The sequence below is a fragment of the Kribbella orskensis genome (assembly GCF_004342085.1).
GTDB classification, from domain to species: Bacteria; Actinomycetota; Actinomycetes; order Propionibacteriales; family Kribbellaceae; genus Kribbella; species Kribbella orskensis.
The window spans coordinates 138184-156821 of sequence record NZ_SLWM01000001.1; the positions used below are offsets into that span (position 1 = coordinate 138184).

At 70.6% G+C, this 18638-nt stretch carries 16 protein-coding genes; 6 read left to right on the plus strand and 10 right to left on the minus strand.

What is annotated here, in order from left to right; genetic code table 11:
* Positions 1-47: 47 nt before the first annotated feature.
* The 5 genes from EV644_RS00715 to EV644_RS00730 are packed head-to-tail and all read right to left on the minus strand — an operon-like array spanning position 48 to position 5595.
* Positions 48-1562 carry an argininosuccinate lyase gene (locus EV644_RS00715; RefSeq protein WP_132187458.1) on the minus strand — a complete coding sequence of 505 codons (1515 nt, stop codon included), beginning with the start codon at positions 1560-1562 and terminating at the stop codon, positions 48-50.
* A complete protein-coding gene (locus EV644_RS00720) occupies positions 1559-2557 on the minus strand; it encodes a 1-aminocyclopropane-1-carboxylate deaminase/D-cysteine desulfhydrase (RefSeq protein WP_132187457.1) in 999 nt (332 codons plus the stop codon). The genes EV644_RS00715 and EV644_RS00720 overlap by 4 nt, the downstream gene beginning before the upstream one ends.
* Positions 2548-3897, minus strand: coding sequence for a class-II fumarase/aspartase family protein (locus EV644_RS00725; RefSeq protein WP_158292702.1), 1350 nt, complete (start codon positions 3895-3897; stop codon positions 2548-2550). Before EV644_RS00725 ends, EV644_RS00720 begins: the two co-directional genes overlap by 10 nt.
* The gene (locus tag EV644_RS44325; protein ID WP_158292703.1) at positions 3882-4811 is read right to left on the minus strand and encodes an XcbA family protein; all 930 of its coding nucleotides are present in this window, start codon (positions 4809-4811) and stop codon (positions 3882-3884) included. The genes EV644_RS00725 and EV644_RS44325 overlap by 16 nt, the downstream gene beginning before the upstream one ends.
* Entirely contained in the window at positions 4801-5595 is a 795-nt protein-coding gene (locus EV644_RS00730) for a phosphosulfolactate synthase (RefSeq protein ID WP_132187455.1), read from the minus strand. Before EV644_RS00730 ends, EV644_RS44325 begins: the two co-directional genes overlap by 11 nt.
* Before the next feature lie 118 nt (positions 5596-5713).
* On the opposite strand from EV644_RS00730, the gene EV644_RS00735 reads away from it, so the two are divergent.
* On the plus strand, positions 5714-8890 hold the full coding sequence (locus EV644_RS00735) for an ATP-binding protein (protein WP_158292704.1): 3177 nt from the start codon (positions 5714-5716) through the stop codon (positions 8888-8890).
* Here the strand turns inward: EV644_RS00735 and EV644_RS00740 are convergent.
* Both EV644_RS00740 and EV644_RS00745 read right to left on the minus strand, forming a co-directional pair.
* Positions 8841-9647 carry an oxamate carbamoyltransferase subunit AllH family protein gene (locus EV644_RS00740; RefSeq protein ID WP_132187453.1) on the minus strand — a complete coding sequence of 269 codons (807 nt, stop codon included), beginning with the start codon at positions 9645-9647 and terminating at the stop codon, positions 8841-8843. The two genes, EV644_RS00735 and EV644_RS00740, sit on opposite strands and share 50 nt — an antisense overlap.
* A 4-nt stretch (positions 9648-9651) precedes the next feature.
* The gene (locus tag EV644_RS00745) at positions 9652-11067 is read right to left on the minus strand and encodes a YlbE family protein (RefSeq protein ID WP_132187452.1); all 1416 of its coding nucleotides are present in this window, start codon (positions 11065-11067) and stop codon (positions 9652-9654) included.
* 78 nt (positions 11068-11145) lie between these two features.
* On the opposite strand from EV644_RS00745, the gene EV644_RS00750 reads away from it, so the two are divergent.
* A complete protein-coding gene (locus EV644_RS00750) occupies positions 11146-12120 on the plus strand; it encodes an AIR synthase related protein (protein ID WP_158292705.1) in 975 nt (324 codons plus the stop codon).
* Positions 12121-12144: 24 nt separating this feature from the next.
* On the opposite strand, the gene EV644_RS00755 is transcribed toward EV644_RS00750, so the two are convergent.
* The 3 genes from EV644_RS00755 to EV644_RS00765 are packed head-to-tail and all read right to left on the minus strand — an operon-like array spanning position 12145 to position 14575.
* Positions 12145-12678 (minus strand): MSMEG_0567/Sll0786 family nitrogen starvation N-acetyltransferase, encoded by a 534-nt coding sequence (locus EV644_RS00755; protein ID WP_158292706.1) that lies wholly within the window; start codon positions 12676-12678, stop codon positions 12145-12147.
* Positions 12675-13832 (minus strand): MSMEG_0568 family radical SAM protein, encoded by a 1158-nt coding sequence (locus EV644_RS00760; RefSeq protein WP_132187449.1) that lies wholly within the window; start codon positions 13830-13832, stop codon positions 12675-12677. The genes EV644_RS00755 and EV644_RS00760 overlap by 4 nt, the downstream gene beginning before the upstream one ends.
* Before the next feature lie 53 nt (positions 13833-13885).
* Complete coding sequence (locus EV644_RS00765) at positions 13886-14575, minus strand: hypothetical protein (RefSeq protein ID WP_132187448.1); 690 nt, start codon at positions 14573-14575, stop codon at positions 13886-13888.
* A 104-nt stretch (positions 14576-14679) separates the two neighbouring features.
* On the opposite strand from EV644_RS00765, the gene EV644_RS00770 reads away from it, so the two are divergent.
* From EV644_RS00770 to EV644_RS00785, 4 genes are read left to right on the plus strand one after another with little or no spacing between them, the layout of a single operon-like run.
* The gene (locus EV644_RS00770; RefSeq protein WP_132187447.1) at positions 14680-15690 is read left to right on the plus strand and encodes a carbamate kinase; all 1011 of its coding nucleotides are present in this window, start codon (positions 14680-14682) and stop codon (positions 15688-15690) included.
* Positions 15687-17225, plus strand: coding sequence for an AllF/FdrA family protein (locus EV644_RS00775; RefSeq protein ID WP_132187446.1), 1539 nt, complete (start codon positions 15687-15689; stop codon positions 17223-17225). Before EV644_RS00770 ends, EV644_RS00775 begins: the two co-directional genes overlap by 4 nt.
* 10 nt (positions 17226-17235) lie before the next feature.
* Positions 17236-18429 (plus strand): MSMEG_0565 family glycosyltransferase, encoded by a 1194-nt coding sequence (locus EV644_RS00780; protein ID WP_132187445.1) that lies wholly within the window; start codon positions 17236-17238, stop codon positions 18427-18429.
* A gap of 12 nt (positions 18430-18441) precedes the next feature.
* Entirely contained in the window at positions 18442-18630 is a 189-nt protein-coding gene (locus tag EV644_RS00785; RefSeq protein WP_132187444.1) for a CbtB domain-containing protein, read from the plus strand.
* The last annotated feature ends 8 nt before the right edge of the window (positions 18631-18638 follow it).

Genomic DNA, 18638 nt, shown 5'->3' on the forward strand with positions numbered 1-18638 from the left:
GTTGCACGGCCGTTTGCCGGCCTGGCACGACAGCTTTGCGGCAGCTGTCAGCGATGCTGGTCCCCCGCGACCTGCTCGGCCTCGGCGATCAGCCGCGCCTCCGCCGCGGCGTACTTCTCGAGCTCTCGTTTCGCCCGGTAGCCCAGGTCCACGGCCTTCGCGAGGTACTCCTCGGTCATGGCATCGACCGCCTCGGGTGCCGCCCCACCGAGGGCACTCCGCGTCGCGACGATGGCACGGGGATCGAGGACGGCTCTGACCTCGTCGGCTTCCAGTTCCAGCGATCGCCCGATCACGCGCTGGGCGGCGACGTCGAGATCCTCCGGGCTGATGTCCACGCCGCGGATCCCCCGCCTGCTCGCAGCGCCCACCACCTCCCCGACGATCAGGTACGCCGCCCGGTAGTCGACCCCGCAGCGGAGCATGACGAACTCCGCCAGGTCCGTGGCCTGCGTGAAGCCCTCCTCCAGCCGTTCCCACATCCGACTCTCGTTGACCGTCAGCGTGTCGACCACCCCCTCCATCAGCGCGGTGATCCGGGTGGCGAACTCGACCGCCCGGGGAATCTCGCCGTACGCGAAGATCAGGTTGTCGCTGCGGGCCGAAGGGCTCTTCACCACGGCCAGGAAGCCGGTGAGCCGTCCGATCAGCACTCCCCCGGCGCCGCGGACGATCGACAGCGCGTAGGGGTTGCGCTTCTGCGGCATCAGCACCGAGGCGCGCGTGTACGGACCGGCCAGGTCGACGTAGTCGAACTCCTGGCTGGACCAGATCTCGAGGTCCTCCGCGAGCTTCGACTGGTTCGACAGCAGGCTGACACCGGTGGCGAGGACATCGATGAAGGTGTCGGTCTGCCACATCGCGTCACGGGTATGGGTGATGACATCGTCGAAGCCCAGCAGGTCCGCGATCACCCGGCGGTCGTCGAGCAACCGGCTGCCGTTGACGCACCCCGCGCCGCCGGGACTGCTGTTCAGCTGGGCGAGCGCTGCCACCAGCCGCTCACAGTCCCGGATCGCCGGCGGCACGAAGCCGAGCAGGTAGTGCCCGAACGTCGACGGCTGTGCCTGCTGGAGATAGGTCTGGTCCGGCATGAAGACCTCGCGGTAGCGCGCTGCCGTGCGAGACGAGGTGGCCGCGAACTCGGCGGCGCCCGCGGCGAGCTCGGCGGTGAGCCCGCGGAGCAGGATGCGCAGCGCGACCCGCGCAGCCTCGCGCCGCGGCCGGCCGGCGTGCAACCAGCCGGCGTCGTCACCGATCGTGGCGACGAAGTGCCGCTCGCGCGAGTTGTAGGGCTCGCCGTACGCCGCGTCGTACGGGAAGTCCTCGGGCCTGGTCCGATACGCCTCCAGGAGTACGCCGAGCAGTGCGGCAGCCGCACGCTCGGGGATGATCCGGCGGTGGCGCAGATCGAGCACGTGGGCGATGTCGGCGAGGTTGAGGCCGTGGTGGAGCAGCGGGGCGTCCGCGATCTCCCAGGCGAATCCCGCGTCGATGAGCTGCTGGGCCGGCCGATCCTTGGACGGGCCCTCGACCCGACGTCCCGTGTTGACCGCTGTCATGGGTTTGCCTCCGCGCCGACGGCCCCGGATCCAATCCGAGCCTCGGCGAACGTCGTGATGAGTGTGTCGGCGGCCGCGAGTGCGCCACCGGTGCTCCAGTAGACGGTCGGTTCCCGCAGCGCGGCGCGGTGATCGGCCAGCCACAGGAGTGCCTTCACGTTGTAGACCGGGTCGGCGACGAGACCGCTGTGGCGGAGTGCGTCCCGGGTCAGCCGATCAGCCTCCGGACCGGGACCGCCGGCCCTGCCGTCTACCAGCCGCCAGCGGGTCGACGGTTCGCCGCCGCCCAGCAGTCGTGCGGTCTCGAGGGCGCAGGCGGCGATGCAGGGCTCGACTTCATCCGGAGGACGCGAGACCGAGACTCCGACGATGTCGACCCGGTCGGCGTGACCGTTGACACCGAGGCCAGCGAGCAGCCCGGCGATGCTCCCGCCTGACCCGACGGGCAGGACGACCGTGGCCCGGGGAAGGTTGCGCTCGGCAAGCTGCGAGACCAGCTCGGCTGCTGCTCCGGCAAAGCCACAGGCGCCTACCGGCGAAGCTCCGCCACGGGGCACGAAGTACGGGCGGGCTCCCTCGGCACCCAGCCGTTCGGCGAGCTCGCGGGCGCCGACCTCCATGCTCTGGCGGTCGTCGGAGCCGGTGAAGACCACCTCCGCGCCGGCCCTTTTCGACACCGCGAGTGCCGCGGCGCCGCGCGGCGAGCCGTAGGAGACCTGCCTGACCGCCAGTCCCCTCGCGGCGGCCGCAACGGCCAGCAGGGCGGCGAAGTTGGAACCCGGCCCACCGGCGACGACGAGCGTGTCTGCACCGCGCTCCAGGGCGTCGGCAAGCACGAACTCAACGGTCCGGACCTTGTTACCGCCCCACGCGAAACCGGTGAGGTCGTCCCGTTTGAGTAGCAGGTCCTGCAGGCCCGGAGCGAGGTCGGCGACGTGCTGCATCGGAGTGGGGAACAGTCCGAGCTGTACCCGCGGGAGGTGGTCTAGCGCCATGAGGTGCTCTCTTTCTCGCGCCGGCGGCGGGCGCGGGCGACCACCTCGTCAGCCATGGCGGCGGCCGCTCCGGTGTGCACGCGGTCCAGCTCGGCGAGCTCGCCGGCCTCGACACGACCCTCGAGCACCGCCTTCAGGGTTCGGCCGGACTCGCTTGCCTCGCGATAGGCCTGGTGGAGGGTGGCCTGCGCATGGTGCTTGCCGAGTCGTTCGGACATCGCACTCAGCAGGCGCTCCGACGTCGCCGAGCCGGTCGACTCGAGATTGGCACGCATCCTCGTCGGGTCGACTTCGAGAGAGCTGATCAGCGAACGCGTCATGCCGGTCGCGGCCAGAGCGTAGTGGCACAGCTCCGGCAGCACGACCCATTCCGTCTTCCACGACCGGCCGTCGCGCTCATGCTCGCCAACCATGGTGTCGCTGAGGACGCCGGACAGGGAGCGGACCAGCCGCGCCAAGGTGACGACCTGCTCACTTACCTCGGGATTGCGCTTGTGGGGCATGGAGATGCTGCCGACGGTGGCCGCGGAGGTGGGCTCGCGGAGCTCGCCGAGCTCTGCGCGCGCCAGCACGTAGACCTCGTTCGCGATCCGCGCCGCCGACGTCGTCAGGCTCGCCACCACCTGGGCGAACTCGGCGGGCCGGTCCCGCGTGGTCAACCACGAGATCGCGGGTTCGGCGAGCCCCAGCCGCCGGCAGTACGCCGTACGCAGGGGCATGGCCCTCGAGCCGAAGAAACCCAGTACTCCGACGGCGCCGCCGAGCTGCCCGACCAGCCAGCGGTCGCGGCCTGAACGGAGGCGTTCGAGGTTGCGTCCGGTCTCGTCCGCCCACGTCGCCGCCTTGAATCCGAAGGTGATCGGCGCGCCGGGCTGACCGTGCGTACGTCCCACCATCGCCGTCTCGCGATGCGTGGAGGCCAGGGCGAGCAGCTCCGCCTCGATCGCCCACAGATCCCGCCACAGCAGGTCCGCCACAGCCCCGATCTCCAGCACCTGAGCGGTGTCGGAGATGTCCTGAACGGTCGTGCCGTAGTACACGTGCTCGGCGGCGTCGGCCGGCAGCAGGGTGCGCAGTACCTGGATCATCCCGAGGGTCGAGTGCGAGGTGGCGCGGGTGCTCTCGCCGATCGCGACGACGTCCAGCTCACGGTCGCGCAGTCCCGCGATGGCAACGGCGGAGCCGGCCGGAATGACCCCGACCTCGGCCTGGGCCTCCGCGAGCGCGATGACCACCTCGAGCCAGCGCCTGACCCGGGACGGCTCGGCGAAGATCGCGTGGCTCTCCGGCGTGCTCCACTGGTGGCCGAAGATCTCGGAGTCGATCAGATGTGCGTCCACGTCACCTCCGACGTTTCGACCAGGAGTTCGATCGCGGCCCGTACCTCGGCCAGGGAGGCGCCCCACGGCACCAACCGGGCCGGCCCGTCGGCCTCGATGCCCTCCTGGATCAGGCAGCAGCGGGTGAGCGTCGGCTGGCCTTCCGGGGCCAGCCACTGCCGGGGGCAGATGTCGACCCGGTCGGGCGTGCTGCCGTAGAACCAGCGATGGATCTGGTTGGACCGCTCGCACCCGAGCAGCGTCCACTCGCGCTCGGGCGGGCGCTCGTCCAGGAACGAGACCTTGCTGCCGGGGAAGTCCATCCCGGAGCCACGACACGGGATCAGCAGTTCGGCCGGCTGTTCGTCGTACCGGTCGGCGAGCAGGTCACGGCTGTCGACGATGTCGGGAACGACGACGACCGGCGGCAGGTCCTCCGCTGCGCTGAGCACCCGCTGGACCTGGTCGAGCAGTTTGGGCGGCCCGGGTGGGTAGACGTCGACCAGCCGGATCCGCAGTGGGGCTGGGTTGAGGATGAAGCTCACGTGGGAGTACAGGCCTTCGACGATGACGCACCGGGCGCCGGAGCGCTCGGCCGCGGCGGCAAGTTGCGAGGGCACCGCGGTGTCGAGGGACTCGTCCACGACGAGGGCACAGTCGTCCGGCCCGGCGAGCACCCGCGCGGACGTGGTCATGGTGAACAGCTCGGACGTCGGGAGCCGGTCCACCTCGACCAGCGCCGCCCTGCTCCCCTGACGAGCGACCACGAACCGGGTCCGGAAGTACACCTCGCGGCCGGTGAAGTGCTCGGTCAGCCAGTCGGGGTCGAGGCTCGGGACCGAGGCCACGGCGACCTGGCGGTAGCGCGAGGGAACCACGTTCGGGGCCAGCGGATCCGTGGCCCGGTCGGCGGCACGTTCCGGCTCAACGAGCACGGACCGGCTCCCCGATCTCGATCCCCAGCCCGATGGTGTCGGAGCGCAGGCCGAGGCGGAGCGTCTCCAGACCCATCACGTCCTCGAGCGCGACGTTCCCGAGGTTCACCCCTGGTCCGAGCCGGCGCAGCAGGTGCGCCTGCTGCGATCGCAGCGGAGCCTCGTAGATGATCCGGCCGGCCGCGGCCGAAGACGCCAGCTCGTCGAGCAGGGACTCCCGGACCGAGCCGTCCTCGTCGTACAGGCCGACGGTGCCGCTCTCCCGTCCCTCCGCCACGATCCAGGTCGCGCCGGCGTCCAGGTCGCCCTGCAGCTCGGCGATCCAGTCGACCGCCGAGACGAGCTCGAGCGGATCCTTGCTGCCGACCTCGGCGAAGACCTCGAACCCGAGCGACCTCGCCAGCTGGATCAGCTCGCGCTTCTCGGTCAGCGGCAGCTCCGTGGCGCCGCGGGACACCTCGACGCACTCGAAACCGGCCCAGGTGGCGAAGTCGAAGAACTCCGCCACCCGGTTCTGGAGCCAGGCGATCTCGAGCAGCGTGCCGCCGGTGCACGGCTTGACCTGGTGGTCACGGAGCAGGCGGATCTTCTGCGCGAGCGCGGGCTCGATGTACGCCGTACCCCAGCCCAGCTTCCAGACGTCGATCCAGCCGGAGTAGGCCTTCAGCACCGACCGCACCGGGTCGAGGGAATACCCTTTGTCCAACACATGGGTGATGCCGGCGGATCGTGGCTTGGCGGGCCGTTCCGGCACCGTGAGGAAGCTGGGAGGTGCCGCGTCCATCGCACCCGTTCCTTTCCGCTCGGCTCGACTGCGGGACCGAAGTCCCTCTACGATAGGTGACGATTCTACACTATAGGAGATGGCCGGAGTAATTCCTGGAGAGGAGCGGTGTCTCACGATGTCCACCAGTCCTCCGCCCTCGACGGTGTTCGTCCTCGGCGGTCTGCGCGTCACCGACCCGGAGGGTCATCCACTCGGCCCCGTTCCCGCGGGCAGGGCGGGCATCCTGCTGCGCAGGCTCGTCGCCGGCGGCGGCGCCGTCGTCGAGACGGATGCCTTGATGGATGCTTTGTGGGACGACGATGCGCCGGCGACGGCGGATCGCGTGATCGCCTCGCTCGTCAGCCGGGTGAGACGGGCCATCGGATCAGACGTCATCACCGGTTCGGTGTCCACCGGCTACCGCTTCAACGCGGGCCGGGCCTGGACGAGCGACCTCGCCCAACTGGAGGAACTGACCAAGTCCGCGCAGGCCCGAGCCGCGCTGAGCCCGGCCGTGACGGTGACCGCGGCGCGGCGCGCCTTCGCGCTGCTGGCCGGCGGCAACCCGCAACTGCCTCCCGCCTTCGCCCAGCACAGCTGGGCAGAGGAACAGCAGCGTCATGTCGACGCACTCACCCGTCGCCTGAACCGCGCGCGGTGGGATGCCGAGGCGCGCCTCGGCATGTGGAGCGACATCGCGAACCAGGCCGAGGCGGTTCTCCGGCACATCCCGCACGACGAGCTGGCCGGCTGCGCGCTGATGGACGCGTACTGGCACCTCGGCGACCGGGTGGCCGCTCTGCGCGTGTACGAAGAGCTCCGGCTGCAGCTCGGCAACGAGCTCGACGTCGAGCCGAGCCCGCAGAGCGACGCCCTGTTCAGCGCGATCGTGAGCGGGGCCGAACCAGGACAGGTATCGGTTCCCGGTCCGGCCGCGACCGGGACCTCCGAGCTGATCGGCCGGGCGGAGGAGTTCACCTCGATCGTCGGCCGCTGGCACGATGCCGCCGCTGGTCACGCCGGCTCGGTGGTGATCACGGGGACCCCCGGCTCCGGGTGCTCGTCGCTCGCCCAGGCCCTTGCCGACCACGCCGACGCCAGTGGCGCAAGGGCGATCCGGGTCGACTGCTTCGAGGGCGAACGCTCCTCCCCGCTCCAGCCGCTCGTCACCGCGCTGAGCCGGATCCTGCTGTCGACCGCGCCCGAAGACCTGCCGGCTCTGCTCGGGTCCTGGACGGACACGGCGGTCGAGCTGGTGCCCGACCTGCGTGATGTCGTCGGTACGCCCGACTACCAGCGGGCAAGCCCGGAGATCGAGCACCGGCGCGTGCTCAACACGATGCGCCACGTCCTCGCGACCGCGGCGGAGGAGCAACCGCTGCTGCTCTTCTTCGACGACCTGCACCTGGCCGGCACCGCCACCGTCGAGGCACTCCAGTGGCTCCTCCACTCCTTCGGCGAGGTGCCACTCCTGGTGGTCGCCACGGTGCCGTCCGACCGCTTGGACGCGGAACTGGGCTCCCTGGCCGACAGCAGCCTGCTGGTCGAGCTCGGTCCGCTGACGGAGTCGGAGGTCGCCCAGCTGGCGGCCCAGGCCCGGGTCCCCGACGAGGCGGCCTTCGTCTGGGAGCTGACCCAGGGCCGGCTCATGTTCGTGGTCGAGGTACTCGCGGCGCTGCGCCGCGGGGAGGACCGATCGGACATTCCCGGCACGCTGAGATCGATGGTCCTCAACCGGGTACGCCGCAGCGGCCGCGAGGTCGAGGACCTGCTCCAGTCCGCCTCGGTGATCGGGACCGCCTTCGAGCTCGAGACGCTGGAGCGCCTGGTCGGACGTCCGGCGGTCGACTTCATGCCGGCCGTGCAGCAGGCGATGGCGGCAGGCCTGCTGGCGTCCCGCAACGACCTGTTCGTCTTCTCGCCGCCGATCCTGGGTCGGACCCTGTACGACAACCTGCCCGGACCGATCCGGGTACTGCGCCACCGGCAACTGGCGGAGATCTTCTCGGCGAGGCCGGAACTGCGGGCACTCCACCAGGAGCGCTCCGGGCTGACACCGGCCGCGGCCAGGTCGTGGTACGAGGCGGCCGTGCTGGCCCGTCGCTCGTTCGCGAACGCCGACGCCGTTCGGCTGTTCTCCTCCGCCCTCGACTGCGCCCGGAAGGCAGCCGACCAGGAGCTGGAAGGCCTGGCCCTGATCGGCCGGGGTGCGGCTCACGAGGAGCTCGGCCAGTTCGACCTGGCCACCGACGACCATCAGGAGGCGGAGTCCCTCGCGGTCGCGACCGGGCAGCATTCGCTCCGGGCGACGGCGGTCGAGCGCCTCGGCTGGACGGCGTACTACCGCCGCGACGTCGAGGAGGCCGTCGCCCGTGCCGACGAGGCATCGCGGATGCCCGGCGCGGGGCCGAGCGCCTGGAACCTGCTCGGCCGGACCAAGCACTGGGCCGGCGACTTCGACGCGGCGTACCGGGCCTACGAACGAGCCCTCGACGGGCTCGGCGACGAGGAGGAAGCGGTCCGGGTCTCGGTACTCAGCTGCCTCGGCGCCCTGCTGGCCCACGCCGACCGCTACGGCGAGGCGATCGACGTCCTGGACGAGGCGGTCGGGGCCGCGCACCGGATCGGCGCGTTCCACCCGCTGCTGCGCGGCCTGTTCTTCGCCGGCCTGGCGCGCGCCAACGCCGGAGACCTCTCCGGAGCGCTGACGGCCCTGCAGACGAAGGCCGCGATCCTGGAGCGCTACGACGTCTCGTTCTACCGAGCGCGGACGAACACCTCACTCGCGTGGGTCTGGCGCGAGCTGGGCGAGCCGACCCGGGCCCACGACCTGTCCGAACTGGCGCTCGAGCAGTCGCGCGAGGTGGACGCGGGCAGTCTGCAGATCGAGCAGGAGCTCCACGCGCTCTGCTCATTGGCCGACTCCGAGCGGCTGGACGGCCAGCTCGACCGTGCGGCGGAGCGGCTCGAGGTTGCGTCCGAACTGATCGAGCACTGGCTGCCGTTCAAGTGGCGCGCCGACCTGCGGATCCGCGAGGTGCGCTCGAGGCTGCGGCTCGAGGATCCCGAGGCCCTGCTCGAGGCTGCGCGCGCGGCCGGCTCTGTCAAGTACCAGGCCCTGGCTCTCCACCTCCAGGGCCGTGGTGAGGACGCCGCCGTCCTGGCTCGGCAGACCGGCTCACTGCTGCTCCTGGGCGAGGTGGGCGCACCTGACGAGGCGCGAGATGCCCTCCGCCGCCTCGAGGCGAGGTTGCCGCGCCAGCTCAGGCCGAACTTCTCGCAGGCGGGACGCCTGCCGGCCGGACGAGGTTGACGCTCGCGGCGGTTGCGAGGCCGATCCCCCACAGGAGCGCGGTGCCCGACGAGCCACCGATGGCCGAGACCGTCCCGACCGCGCGGTCGAACGCCGGGCGGTCGTGGCCGGCCGCGCTGGCGACAAGGTCGTGCACCGGCGCCACGCTCTGACCCCGGGCGGCCCAGGTCAGAAAGGATCGACTGAGGTTCGTGGTCGCGGTATCGCGCGCGACGCGCAGCAGAGTGTCCTCGTCCTCGCCGCGCCACGCGTGCACGAGTAGGAGACCGGCGAGTACGTCGTCGCCGGTGGGCGTCAGGCCTCCCCCTCGACCTTCGAGCAACTCGCGCGACGCGACGAGATCGCCGGCAGCCACCGCACGTCGTACCGAGTGCCATCGTGGCTCCAGGTCGGCGGGGACAGCCAACGACTCCAGCATCGATCCGAGTGCTGCCGCCGCGTGGTGCAGGTCCGCGCGACCGGGCCGCCACGGCGCGAAGAAAGCTGCTTCACCGAGCTCGACCTGCCAATGCGACGAACGCAGCCGGGCGCCATCGCGCCATACGGCCAACCCCTCGGTGACGCGAGCCGGCGGCGCGGCCACGATCAGATGGATCGGCCCGGGCGCGACGGCGGGACCCGCGATGGCGTAGACCTCGCCGCCTACCTGCACATAGCAACCGTGCCGGAAGGTCCCGACCACGGTTCCGTGGGCACCGTCGACGTGGGCGACATCGACCCCCGAGCCCACGACGAGAGGCCGCAGGTGCGCCGGCATCGCGTCAGGCCAGGCGACGGTCGAGGTCGAGCAGGGCGTCGATGAAGCAGGCGATCGGAGCCCAGGCCACGCCGGCACCCACCTGGCCGCTGCCGTCCGACGCGTGGATGACGCCGGTGTTGACCGCCGGGGTGATGCCCAGCTCGACCACCTTGCGCACGTCCACGCCGACGGGCGTGCCGATGTTGTCCAGGATGGGCAGCCGGAAGCGAGGACTCTCCCCCGCGCAGATCCGTTGCATGCTGCGCGTCGCGGCGATCGCGTCGGACATCCGGCCACCGAGGAAGCCCGCGACGGCAGGCGAGTTGGCCGCGGCGGGACCACCGAGCCCCACCAGCTCGAGCACGGCGCTGTCACCGATGTCCGGCGCGCTCGTCTCCGGCCCGTATCCCGGGTAGTACAGCGCATCCTGGATCGGCGGTGACGGCGCGAGGAACCAGTCGCCGCCGCCGGCGAGGCGCACGCCGTACGTCGAACCGTTGCGCGACATCGTGGTCACGATGCTGGACTCCGGCACGTCGCGAGCCCACTCCACCAGGGACTTGGCGGCGGCCATGGCCACGTTGAGGAACATCAGGTGGTTGCCGCTGAGGAAGGTCGCCACCTCCGGCGCCGCGGGGTGGGTACTGCGGACCAGGTAGGGAAGAAGGTCACGCAGGAAGAGGTTGGTGGTCGCCTGGACTCGCATGTGGACGTCGTCGCCCATCGGGACACCCTGAGCAGCAAGGGCGAACACGTCGACCGGCCCGCGCGACGCCAGTGCCTCGGCCAGCACCGGTCCGACCGCGTCCCGGACGAACCGCAGCCGCTCGATGGCCTGGTCGTTGTCGACCCCGAACCACTGCACGGCACCTGAGCCCTGGTTGATGCTCGAGTACGCCGTGGTGCCTCCGACCTCGTTCTGCACGACGTACACCGGTGCGGACGGGCCGATCGACGTGGCCATCGGTACGACGGTGCTGTGCTCGTTGGCGGGCTGCAGTCGTACCTTGCCGGACTCGACGAGAGCCCCGGCGGCGGCCACATCCTCGGCCCAGCCCTCCGCGACCACGGCGGCGCGTACCGAACGCTGCAACGGGTCCGGCATGTCCTGCCAGGCGATGGCCGGACCGCAGTGCAGGACGTCACGCTCGCCGAAGCCCGGGATGACGTCGCCGGCGCGATCGATGCCGACCAGCATCGGCACGCCTTCGTTCAGCCGGCGGATCACCTCCGCGTTCGCGCGCTCGATCCGGTCCGCCCGCGGGCCGAGGAGCCGGGCCAGCGCGGCCACCGCCTCGGAGTCGCCACCGGCCGGGATCCGCCAGTCCACCCCGATGACCGCCTGTTCCTGGGCCCGCAGCGCTGTCTCGAACAGCGGCAGCCCGATGTTGACCACGTCCACGACGTTCGGCAGTTCGACGACAGGGGGCACACTCATCAGGAAGCCTTTCGACGGTTGGTCCGGCCGGGCTGGCATCTCTCGACCGATATGGGCATTTACTATAAGATACGCGACATGACCAGTCCACCCCTGCTCCGCACCGAACCTTCCCTGCACGACCTGGTGGCGGCGGTGCGTTCGCACACCGGCGTCTCGGGCAAGTCCGCCATCGCCCGGGTCCGGACCTTCGTCGACACCAGCGACCCCGTGCACGGTCCGGGCGACGACGGCGCGGTGGTGGAGCTCGACGGAGCCAGCGCGGTCGTCTGCGGTGAAGCGATCGCCCCCGCCTTCGTGCGCAAGGACCCGTACGGCGCCGGCATCGCCGCGGTACTGGCCAACGTCAACGACGTCGCCGCGATGGGTGGCATCCCGAAGGCCATCGTCAACACGGTCGTCGGTCGCGACGCCGACGTCTCGGAGGTACTGCGCGGCATGCGCGACGCGGCCTTGATGTACGACGTGCCGATCGTCGGGGGACACCTGACCCGGGCGGACTCCGACGCGTCGCTGTCCGCCTTCGCGCTCGGACAGGTGCGGCGTCCGTTGTCGATGGCAAATGTCCGGCCGGGCCAGACCGTGCTGTTCGCCGCCTGCCTGGACGGCACCCTGCGCGCGGACTTCCCGTTCTTCACCTCGATCGACCAGCAGTCCGCGACCCTCGCCCGCGACGTGCGCCTGCTCGCCGAGGTCGCCGACACCGGGGCCGCGGTGGCCGCCAAGGACGTCTCCATGGCCGGGGCTCTCGGCTCGCTGGCCATGCTGCTCGAATTCACCCGGCACGGCGCGCGGGTAGACCTCGACCTGATGCCGTACCCCGCCGAGACGGATCCGCACCGGTGGCTGCTCGCCTTTCCTACCTACGGATTCTGGCTCACCACGACGGCGGACCGGGTCGCCGACTGTCAGGCCGTGTTCCAGCGGCACGGCCTGACGTGCGAGCCGGTGGGTGAGGTGACCGAGGCCAGCCAACTGACCTTGGCGAGCGGCGGCAGCGAGGCGATCATGGTGGACCTCGCCACCGAGGCCGTGACCGGCCTGTGGATCTAGCTGTCGGGATCTAGCTGTTGGGATCTAGCCTGCCCGCAGGCCCGGCAGCTCCATCGGGTCCTCGAGCAGCACCTGGTCGGGCCGGCCGAGGTGCTGCGGCGCGAGTGCCTCAGCCAGGTCGAAGAGCATCGGCTGGTGGTCGAACCCGCAGTACGGCTCGGGATCGCCGGAGCGGACCCAGCCGAGCCGCTCGAAGAACCGCACGTTGGGCAGCTGGATCTGCGCCCGCATCCAGCCACCGCCGTTGGCGGCGGCGGTCGCGACCGCGAAGCGGACCAGCTCGGCGCCGATCAGGGACGAGCGGTGCGAGGGGAGCACGGCAAGCCGGTCCCCCTGCCATAGACCGTTCTCCAGGGGATAGACGCGCACCGTGCCGGCTGCCTGTGCGCCCCGGGCTGCCAGCACGTGGATCGTGCTCGGCTCGATGTCCCGCAGGTCGATGTCGGTCAGCCTCATGACGCGCTGTTCGAGCACGAAGACCTGGTGACGGATCGAGTAGTGCACCGTGAGGTCCGGTCCGGCCGCGCGCCAGATACCGATGTCCGCCGACGGGTTCACGACGCACGCCCCGGCAGCGCGCCCCCAAGCTTGGGCATTCCCAGCTGAATGGTGCGTTCCAGCGAGCCGAGAGGGGAGCACGCCTGGCACCTCGCGCAGCCCGCCGAGACCTTGTCAGCAGTCAGCCCGCGCTTGACGAGCTCCGGCGCCACCGCCCGGGCGATGCTCTCGGTGTAGGCCCGGCTCGGCGGGGTCGCGTCCGCCATCAGACTGCCCGGGACCGGCCGGAGCGGCACGATGAACGGGTAGACCCCGATGTCGATGGCCCGCTTGCACCCAGCCAGGGTCACCTCGGGATCCTCGCCCATCCCGAGGATGACGTACGTCGAGACCTGCCCCTCGCCGAACCGCTCGACCGCGTACTCCCAGGTCTCGAAGTACCGCTCGATCCCGGTCCTCGCCTTGGGCGGAGCGACCCTCGCCAGCACGTCGGGGTCGAACGACTCGACATGGATGCCGAGCGAGTCGATGCCGAGGCTGTGCACCTTGTCGATGACGGCGAGATCCGTCGGCGGCTCGAACTGCACCTCGACCGGCAGACCCGAGGCCTCCTTCATCGCATGACCACACTTGCTGACGTAGTAGGCGCCGCGGTCCCTGCCCAAGGTCGAGCCGGTGGTCAGCGTGATGTCCACGGCGCCGTCGAGGTCGCGAGCCGCGACGGCGACCTCCGCGAGCTGCTCGGGCCGCTTCACCTTGACTGTGTTGCCCGACGACAGCGAGACACCGATACCGCAGAAGGTGCACTGGTCGTCGTTGCCCCAGTACGCACAGGTCTGCAGGACGGTGCTCGCGAGCGAATCCAGGTGCATCAGGGCGAGCTTCCAGTACGGCGTCCCATCGGCGGTGGTCAGGTCGTAGAACCGCGGCCGGCCGGCCGGCGTGGCGGAGGCGAGTCTGACCCCGTCGCGGTAGATCGCGTGGCCGGAATCCTCGGCCACCAGGGACAACGGCGTACTCGCGACATACTCGGCATCGACCGGAACGGTGACCGGCGTGCCCTCCACCCAGATCATCCCGGCGTCCGAGGGTCCGGCACCGCCGGGCCTTCGCTCCAACGGGCCGGTGACCTTGAGCCCCTTCTCCTGAAGCTCGAGGATCAGATCGCTCAGTCGACTACCGTCGTCGATGGTGGCAATGGCTGTCCGGTTCACGAGGGCTCCTTCCGAGCGCGCCACGCCGTCCGCGAGGCGGGCAGGTCAATGACTCACCATACTTCATATACGACACAATCGTCCATTATCCGACACGATCCTTGAGCGGCGACCTCTTCGACGAGTCCGCGCAGCGCGACCTCGCCGCTGCGGAACGACGTGCAGTCGGAGTACGTCAGGTCCGCGATCCCCGGATCGTCGTCGACCAGGTCGCCGTTGAGCGGATCCAGGCCGACCACGGTGAGGGTGTGGGCGACGGCCCCGGTGGCCGGGTCCGGCTGCACGCCCGCCACGATCGCCAACCCGGAGGTGAGGTGCAGCCGGATCGAGCCGTAAGGGTCCGCGAACCCGGCGAGCGGGTCGCCGGTCTCGTGCAGGGCAACCCACTCCGCACCCTCGGCCCGCGCGGCGGCGATGAGCTCGGCCCGCGCACGCCGGGTTTCCGCCTCGCGCAACGCGGCGTGACGGAGCGCGAAGCCGGCGCCGGCCACCTGATCGACGGGCAACGACCCGAGCCCCAGCCCGGCGCGTTCCGCGGCAGCCGCCACGATCGCGCCGGCGTCCGGCCACCTGTCGACCAGAGTGGCCGTCGACTCCGTCTCGCGCAGTTCGTCGAAGACCGCCCGCACCAGCGTGACAGCGCGCTCGTAGCGCCCGACGTCGCCTCCGCCCATCGAGTAGAGGGTTTGTTCCGCGGCTTGCCAGGAGGAGCGAAGCGCACGTGCGGTCATCTCGTCGGTCATGGCACATCTCCGTCGGTCAGGCGGCTCTTTCATCTACTATACGACACGTCCGTCTGCTATGTTCTAGTCGCTGGCGCAGATTCGTCCGACAGTGGAGCTGTTCAATGAGTGATATCGCGGTCATCGCCCTCGGCGGCAACGCCCTCACCCGCGAGGATCAGCGGGGAACCCTCGACGAGCAGTACCGGAACGCTCTGGCGATGGCCAGATCGGTCCGGTCCCTGCTACGCAAGGGCTGGCAGGTCATCATCGTCCACGGCAACGGGCCGCAGGTCGGGAACCTCGCCATCCAGCACGAGGAGGGCGCTCGGCTGGTCCCGGCTCTTCCGCTGTTCTCCCTCGGCGCGATGACACAGGGCGCCCTCGGCAGCCTGATCTGCCTTGCCCTGCACGAGGTTTGCGGCACGGAGGTCTCAGGTGCGGTCTCCGTGGTCACCCACATCGTGGTGGACAAGGACGACCCGGCGTTCGCGAACCCGAGCAAACCCATCGGGCCGTTCTTCCCCGAGGCCGAGGCCGCCAAGTTCGCCGAGAGCCGCGGCTGGACGATGGTTCCGGACGCCGGCCGGGGGTACCGACGAGTCGTCCCCTCCCCCACGCCGCAGGCGATCCTCGAGGCCGATGCCATCGCCGCACTGACCCGGTCGGGTCACATCGTGGTCGCGGCCGGCGGCGGCGGTATCCCCGTGGTCGACGACCACGGCGTCCTGCGGGGCATCGACGCCGTCATCGACAAGGACTTCGCGGCCGAACGCATCGCCGTGGCAGCGGGTGCCAACGCACTCGTCATGGTCACCGGTGTCCCGTCGGTCAAGCTCGACTTCGGGACGCCTCAGGAACGGTCGGTCGCGGACCTCACCTTGAGCGAGGCCCGGCAGCACCTCGCGGACGGCCAGTTCCCCGCCGGGAGCATGGGTCCCAAGATGAGCGCGGCGATCAAGTTCGTCGAGGGTTCGACCTCGGCCGAGCAGCCGCGCTTCGCGGCCATCACCACCCCTGAACTCGTCTACGCCACCCTCGACGAATCGCATGGCGTCGTGGAGGGAAACCGTGGCACCCGAATCCTGGCTGCTGATGTTCCCACTTCTGTCGACACCAAGGAGCTTGTCGGATGAGCACCCGCGTCACCGTACGCAAGAACTCGTACAAGGACAGTGTTCGTCTCCTCGAGGCGACCCGCGCCATTCTCGGATCGCCCGGCGTCTCGTGGGGCTGGGCCCTGATGGCCACGCCGGCGAACCTCGCGACCCTCGAGGAGCAGGGCATCGCGGGCGAGGCCGGTGAGGCCGGAGAGGCCGCGGCGAACGATCTGGTGCTCGCTGTCCGGGCCGACGACGACGCGGCGGCGACCGCCGCCCTCGAAAGCGCCGAGGCCACTCTGTTCGCCGCGAACTCCGGCGAGGACGAGGTCGCCGCGCAGAGCACCACTGATCTCGCCGGAGCGGTCGCCGAGCACCCCGACGCCAACGTGGCCATCGTGTCGGTACCGGGCGCCTACGCGGCGCTGGAGACCCACAAGGCGCTCAGCGCGGGTCTCGACGTCCTGCTGTTCAGCGACAACGTGCCGCTCGCCGACGAGATCGAGCTCAAGGAGCGGGCCCGCGACCTCGGCCGGCTGGTGATGGGACCCGGAGCAGGTACCGCGATGATCGCCGGCGCCGGGCTCGGGTTCGCGAACCGGGTGGCGGCCGGGCCGGTCGGCATCGTCGCCGCGGCCGGAACCGGCGCCCAGGAGGTGATGAGCCTGCTGGACCGCTGGGGGGTCGGGGTGTCCCACGTCATCGGTGTCGGCGGCCGCGACCTCTCGCCGGAGGTCGGCGGGCTGATGGCTGAGTCCGCGATCCGGGCCCTCGACGCCGACGACCGGACCCAGGCGATCCTGCTGGTCTCGAAGCCACCGGCCCGCGATGTCGCCGAGCGGCTGCTCAAGGTGCCCTCCAAGCCGACGGTCGCGGCGCTGATGGGTCTGCGCGACGAGCTCTCGACCGCCGACAACGTCACCGTGGTGAACACGCTCGAGCAGGGCGCGATCCGGACCCTCGGCCTGATCGGAGGCTCCGCCCCCGACCTGGTCCAGGACCTGGCCGAGCAGGTGGCCGGCCTGATCACCGGCCTGGATTCCACCCGCCGCAAGGTCGTCGGTCTCTACAGCGGGGGAACGCTCTGCTACGAGGCTCTGACGATCGCGACCGACCACCTCGGCCCGATCCACTCCAACGTGCCGCTGGACAAGTCGTTGACCGTCGACACCGCGGCGCCGGACGCCCACCTGTTCCTCGACCTCGGCGAGGAGGAGTACACCAAGGGCCGCCCGCACCCGATGATCGATCCGCAGGCCCGGATCGAGTTCCTCGAGCGCCAGGTCGACGACAACCGCGTCGCGGCCGTCCTGCTCGACGTCGTCATCGGCGACGGCGCACACGATGACCCGGCCGGCACGCTCGCCGCCGCGATCGAGAAGGTCACCGCCTCCGGTGCCGCGGTCGTCGCCTACGTGCTCGGCACGGAGCGCGACCCGCAGGGCTTCGCAGCCCAGCAGGAGACGCTGCGACAGGCTGGCGCCATCGTGACGGAGACCGCCGCGCGGGCCGCCCTGGCGGCATCGGCGATAGCCCTGCGAGACCCGGCCCTCGTCGCCACCGAGCTGTAGGGGGCGCCCGATGGGATCACCCCTGCGCCTCGCGCTCACGACGTACTCCGTCAAGCCACGCGGTGGCGTCGTCCACACCCTCGAGCTTGCGGAGGCGTTGCAGGCCGAGGGAGTCGACGTCACCGTGGTGGCGCTGTCCGAGAACGGCCGCGGGTTCTTCCGCGAGGTGGACGTGCCGGTGCACCTGGTCGACGCGCCGGAGCCGGCGGCCACGCTCGAGGAGCGCGTCTTCGACTCGATCGCGGCGCTCACCACCGCCCTCGGCGAGATCGGCCACCGGTTCGACATCGTGCACAGCCAGGACTGCATCTCGGCCCGGGCCGCGGCCAGGGTGCGGGACGCCGGTACGCCGTACCGGGTGATCCGCACGGTGCACCACGTCGACGACTTCACCACCCAGGCCCTGATCGACTGTCAGCGCAACGCGATCCTCGAGCCTGACGACGTCCTCGTCGTGAGTCGGGGCTGGCAGCAACAACTGCTGGCCGACTACGGAGTCAAAGCCGACATCGTCACCAACGGGGTACGCACCGACCGGTTCGGCGCCGGCATCACCGAGCAACGCCGGCAGGAACTACGCGACCGTATCGGTGCCGGTGACCGGTTCCTCTACCTCACCGTGGGCGGCATCGAGCCCCGCAAGGGCACCGCCCATCTGATCGATGCGCTGGCGCGGTTGAAGGCGACGCACCCGCACCCACCCATGCTGGCGATCGTCGGCGGCCACTCGTTCCAGGATTACCGGGCGTACCGCCAAGGAGTGCTCGACTCGCTGGAATCGAACGGGCTGCGGCTCGACGAGGACGTCGTACTCCTCGGCACCGTCTCCCACGACGAGCTGCCGCAGTGGTTCGCTGCCGCGGACGGCTTCGCCTTCCCGTCGATCAAGGAGGGCTGGGGCCTGGTCGTCCTCGAAGCCATGGCTGCCGGTCTTCCGGTCGTCACCTCCGACATCGATGTCTTCCACGAGTTCCTCACGCACGAGCGGGACGCGCTCATGACGAGGGCCGGCGACTCCGACTCACTGTCCCGGGGCCTGGCTCGGCTGGTCGACGATGCGGCCACGCGGCAGCGGCTAGCCGAGCGCGGGCCGAAGGTCGCCTCCTCGTACTCGTGGGCGGGCACCGCCGCGCAACACCTCGACGTCTACCGGCGCGCGCTCGACAGCGCGTCGCCGGAATCCGCTCGTCCATCAACCAGCTAAGGAGACACGACCATGTCGAGCACCGTCACCGCAGCAGCAGTTCAGCGGATCCCGGCCTGGGCCTATCTCACCGCCCTGCTGGCCATGCTGCTGCTGTACCTGATGCTCCAGGACAACGGCGCCCTGCTCTCAGGCATCGCGCCGTACGTCCACGAGTTCACCCACGACGGCCGTCACGCGCTCGGCGTGCCGTGCCACTAGGCAGTGAC

What these genes read in the sequence shown, in the direction of transcription:
- EV644_RS00715 (WP_132187458.1), bottom strand. Translation starts at nt 1,562, where the DNA reads ATGACAGCGGTCAACACGGGACGTCGGGTCGAGGGCCCGTCCAAGGAT.
- EV644_RS00720 (WP_132187457.1), bottom strand. Translation starts at nt 2,557, where the DNA reads ATGGCGCTAGACCACCTCCCGCGGGTACAGCTCGGACTGTTCCCCACT.
- EV644_RS00730 (WP_132187455.1), bottom strand. Translation starts at nt 5,595, where the DNA reads ATGGACGCGGCACCTCCCAGCTTCCTCACGGTGCCGGAACGGCCCGCC.
- EV644_RS00735 (WP_158292704.1), top strand. Translation starts at nt 5,714, where the DNA reads ATGTCCACCAGTCCTCCGCCCTCGACGGTGTTCGTCCTCGGCGGTCTG.
- EV644_RS00740 (WP_132187453.1), bottom strand. Translation starts at nt 9,647, where the DNA reads ATGCCGGCGCACCTGCGGCCTCTCGTCGTGGGCTCGGGGGTCGATGTC.
- EV644_RS00745 (WP_132187452.1), bottom strand. Translation starts at nt 11,067, where the DNA reads ATGAGTGTGCCCCCTGTCGTCGAACTGCCGAACGTCGTGGACGTGGTC.
- EV644_RS00750 (WP_158292705.1), top strand. Translation starts at nt 11,146, where the DNA reads ATGACCAGTCCACCCCTGCTCCGCACCGAACCTTCCCTGCACGACCTG.
- EV644_RS00765 (WP_132187448.1), bottom strand. Translation starts at nt 14,575, where the DNA reads ATGACCGACGAGATGACCGCACGTGCGCTTCGCTCCTCCTGGCAAGCC.
- EV644_RS00770 (WP_132187447.1), top strand. Translation starts at nt 14,680, where the DNA reads ATGAGTGATATCGCGGTCATCGCCCTCGGCGGCAACGCCCTCACCCGC.
- EV644_RS00775 (WP_132187446.1), top strand. Translation starts at nt 15,687, where the DNA reads ATGAGCACCCGCGTCACCGTACGCAAGAACTCGTACAAGGACAGTGTT.
- EV644_RS00780 (WP_132187445.1), top strand. Translation starts at nt 17,236, where the DNA reads ATGGGATCACCCCTGCGCCTCGCGCTCACGACGTACTCCGTCAAGCCA.
- EV644_RS00785 (WP_132187444.1), top strand. Translation starts at nt 18,442, where the DNA reads ATGTCGAGCACCGTCACCGCAGCAGCAGTTCAGCGGATCCCGGCCTGG.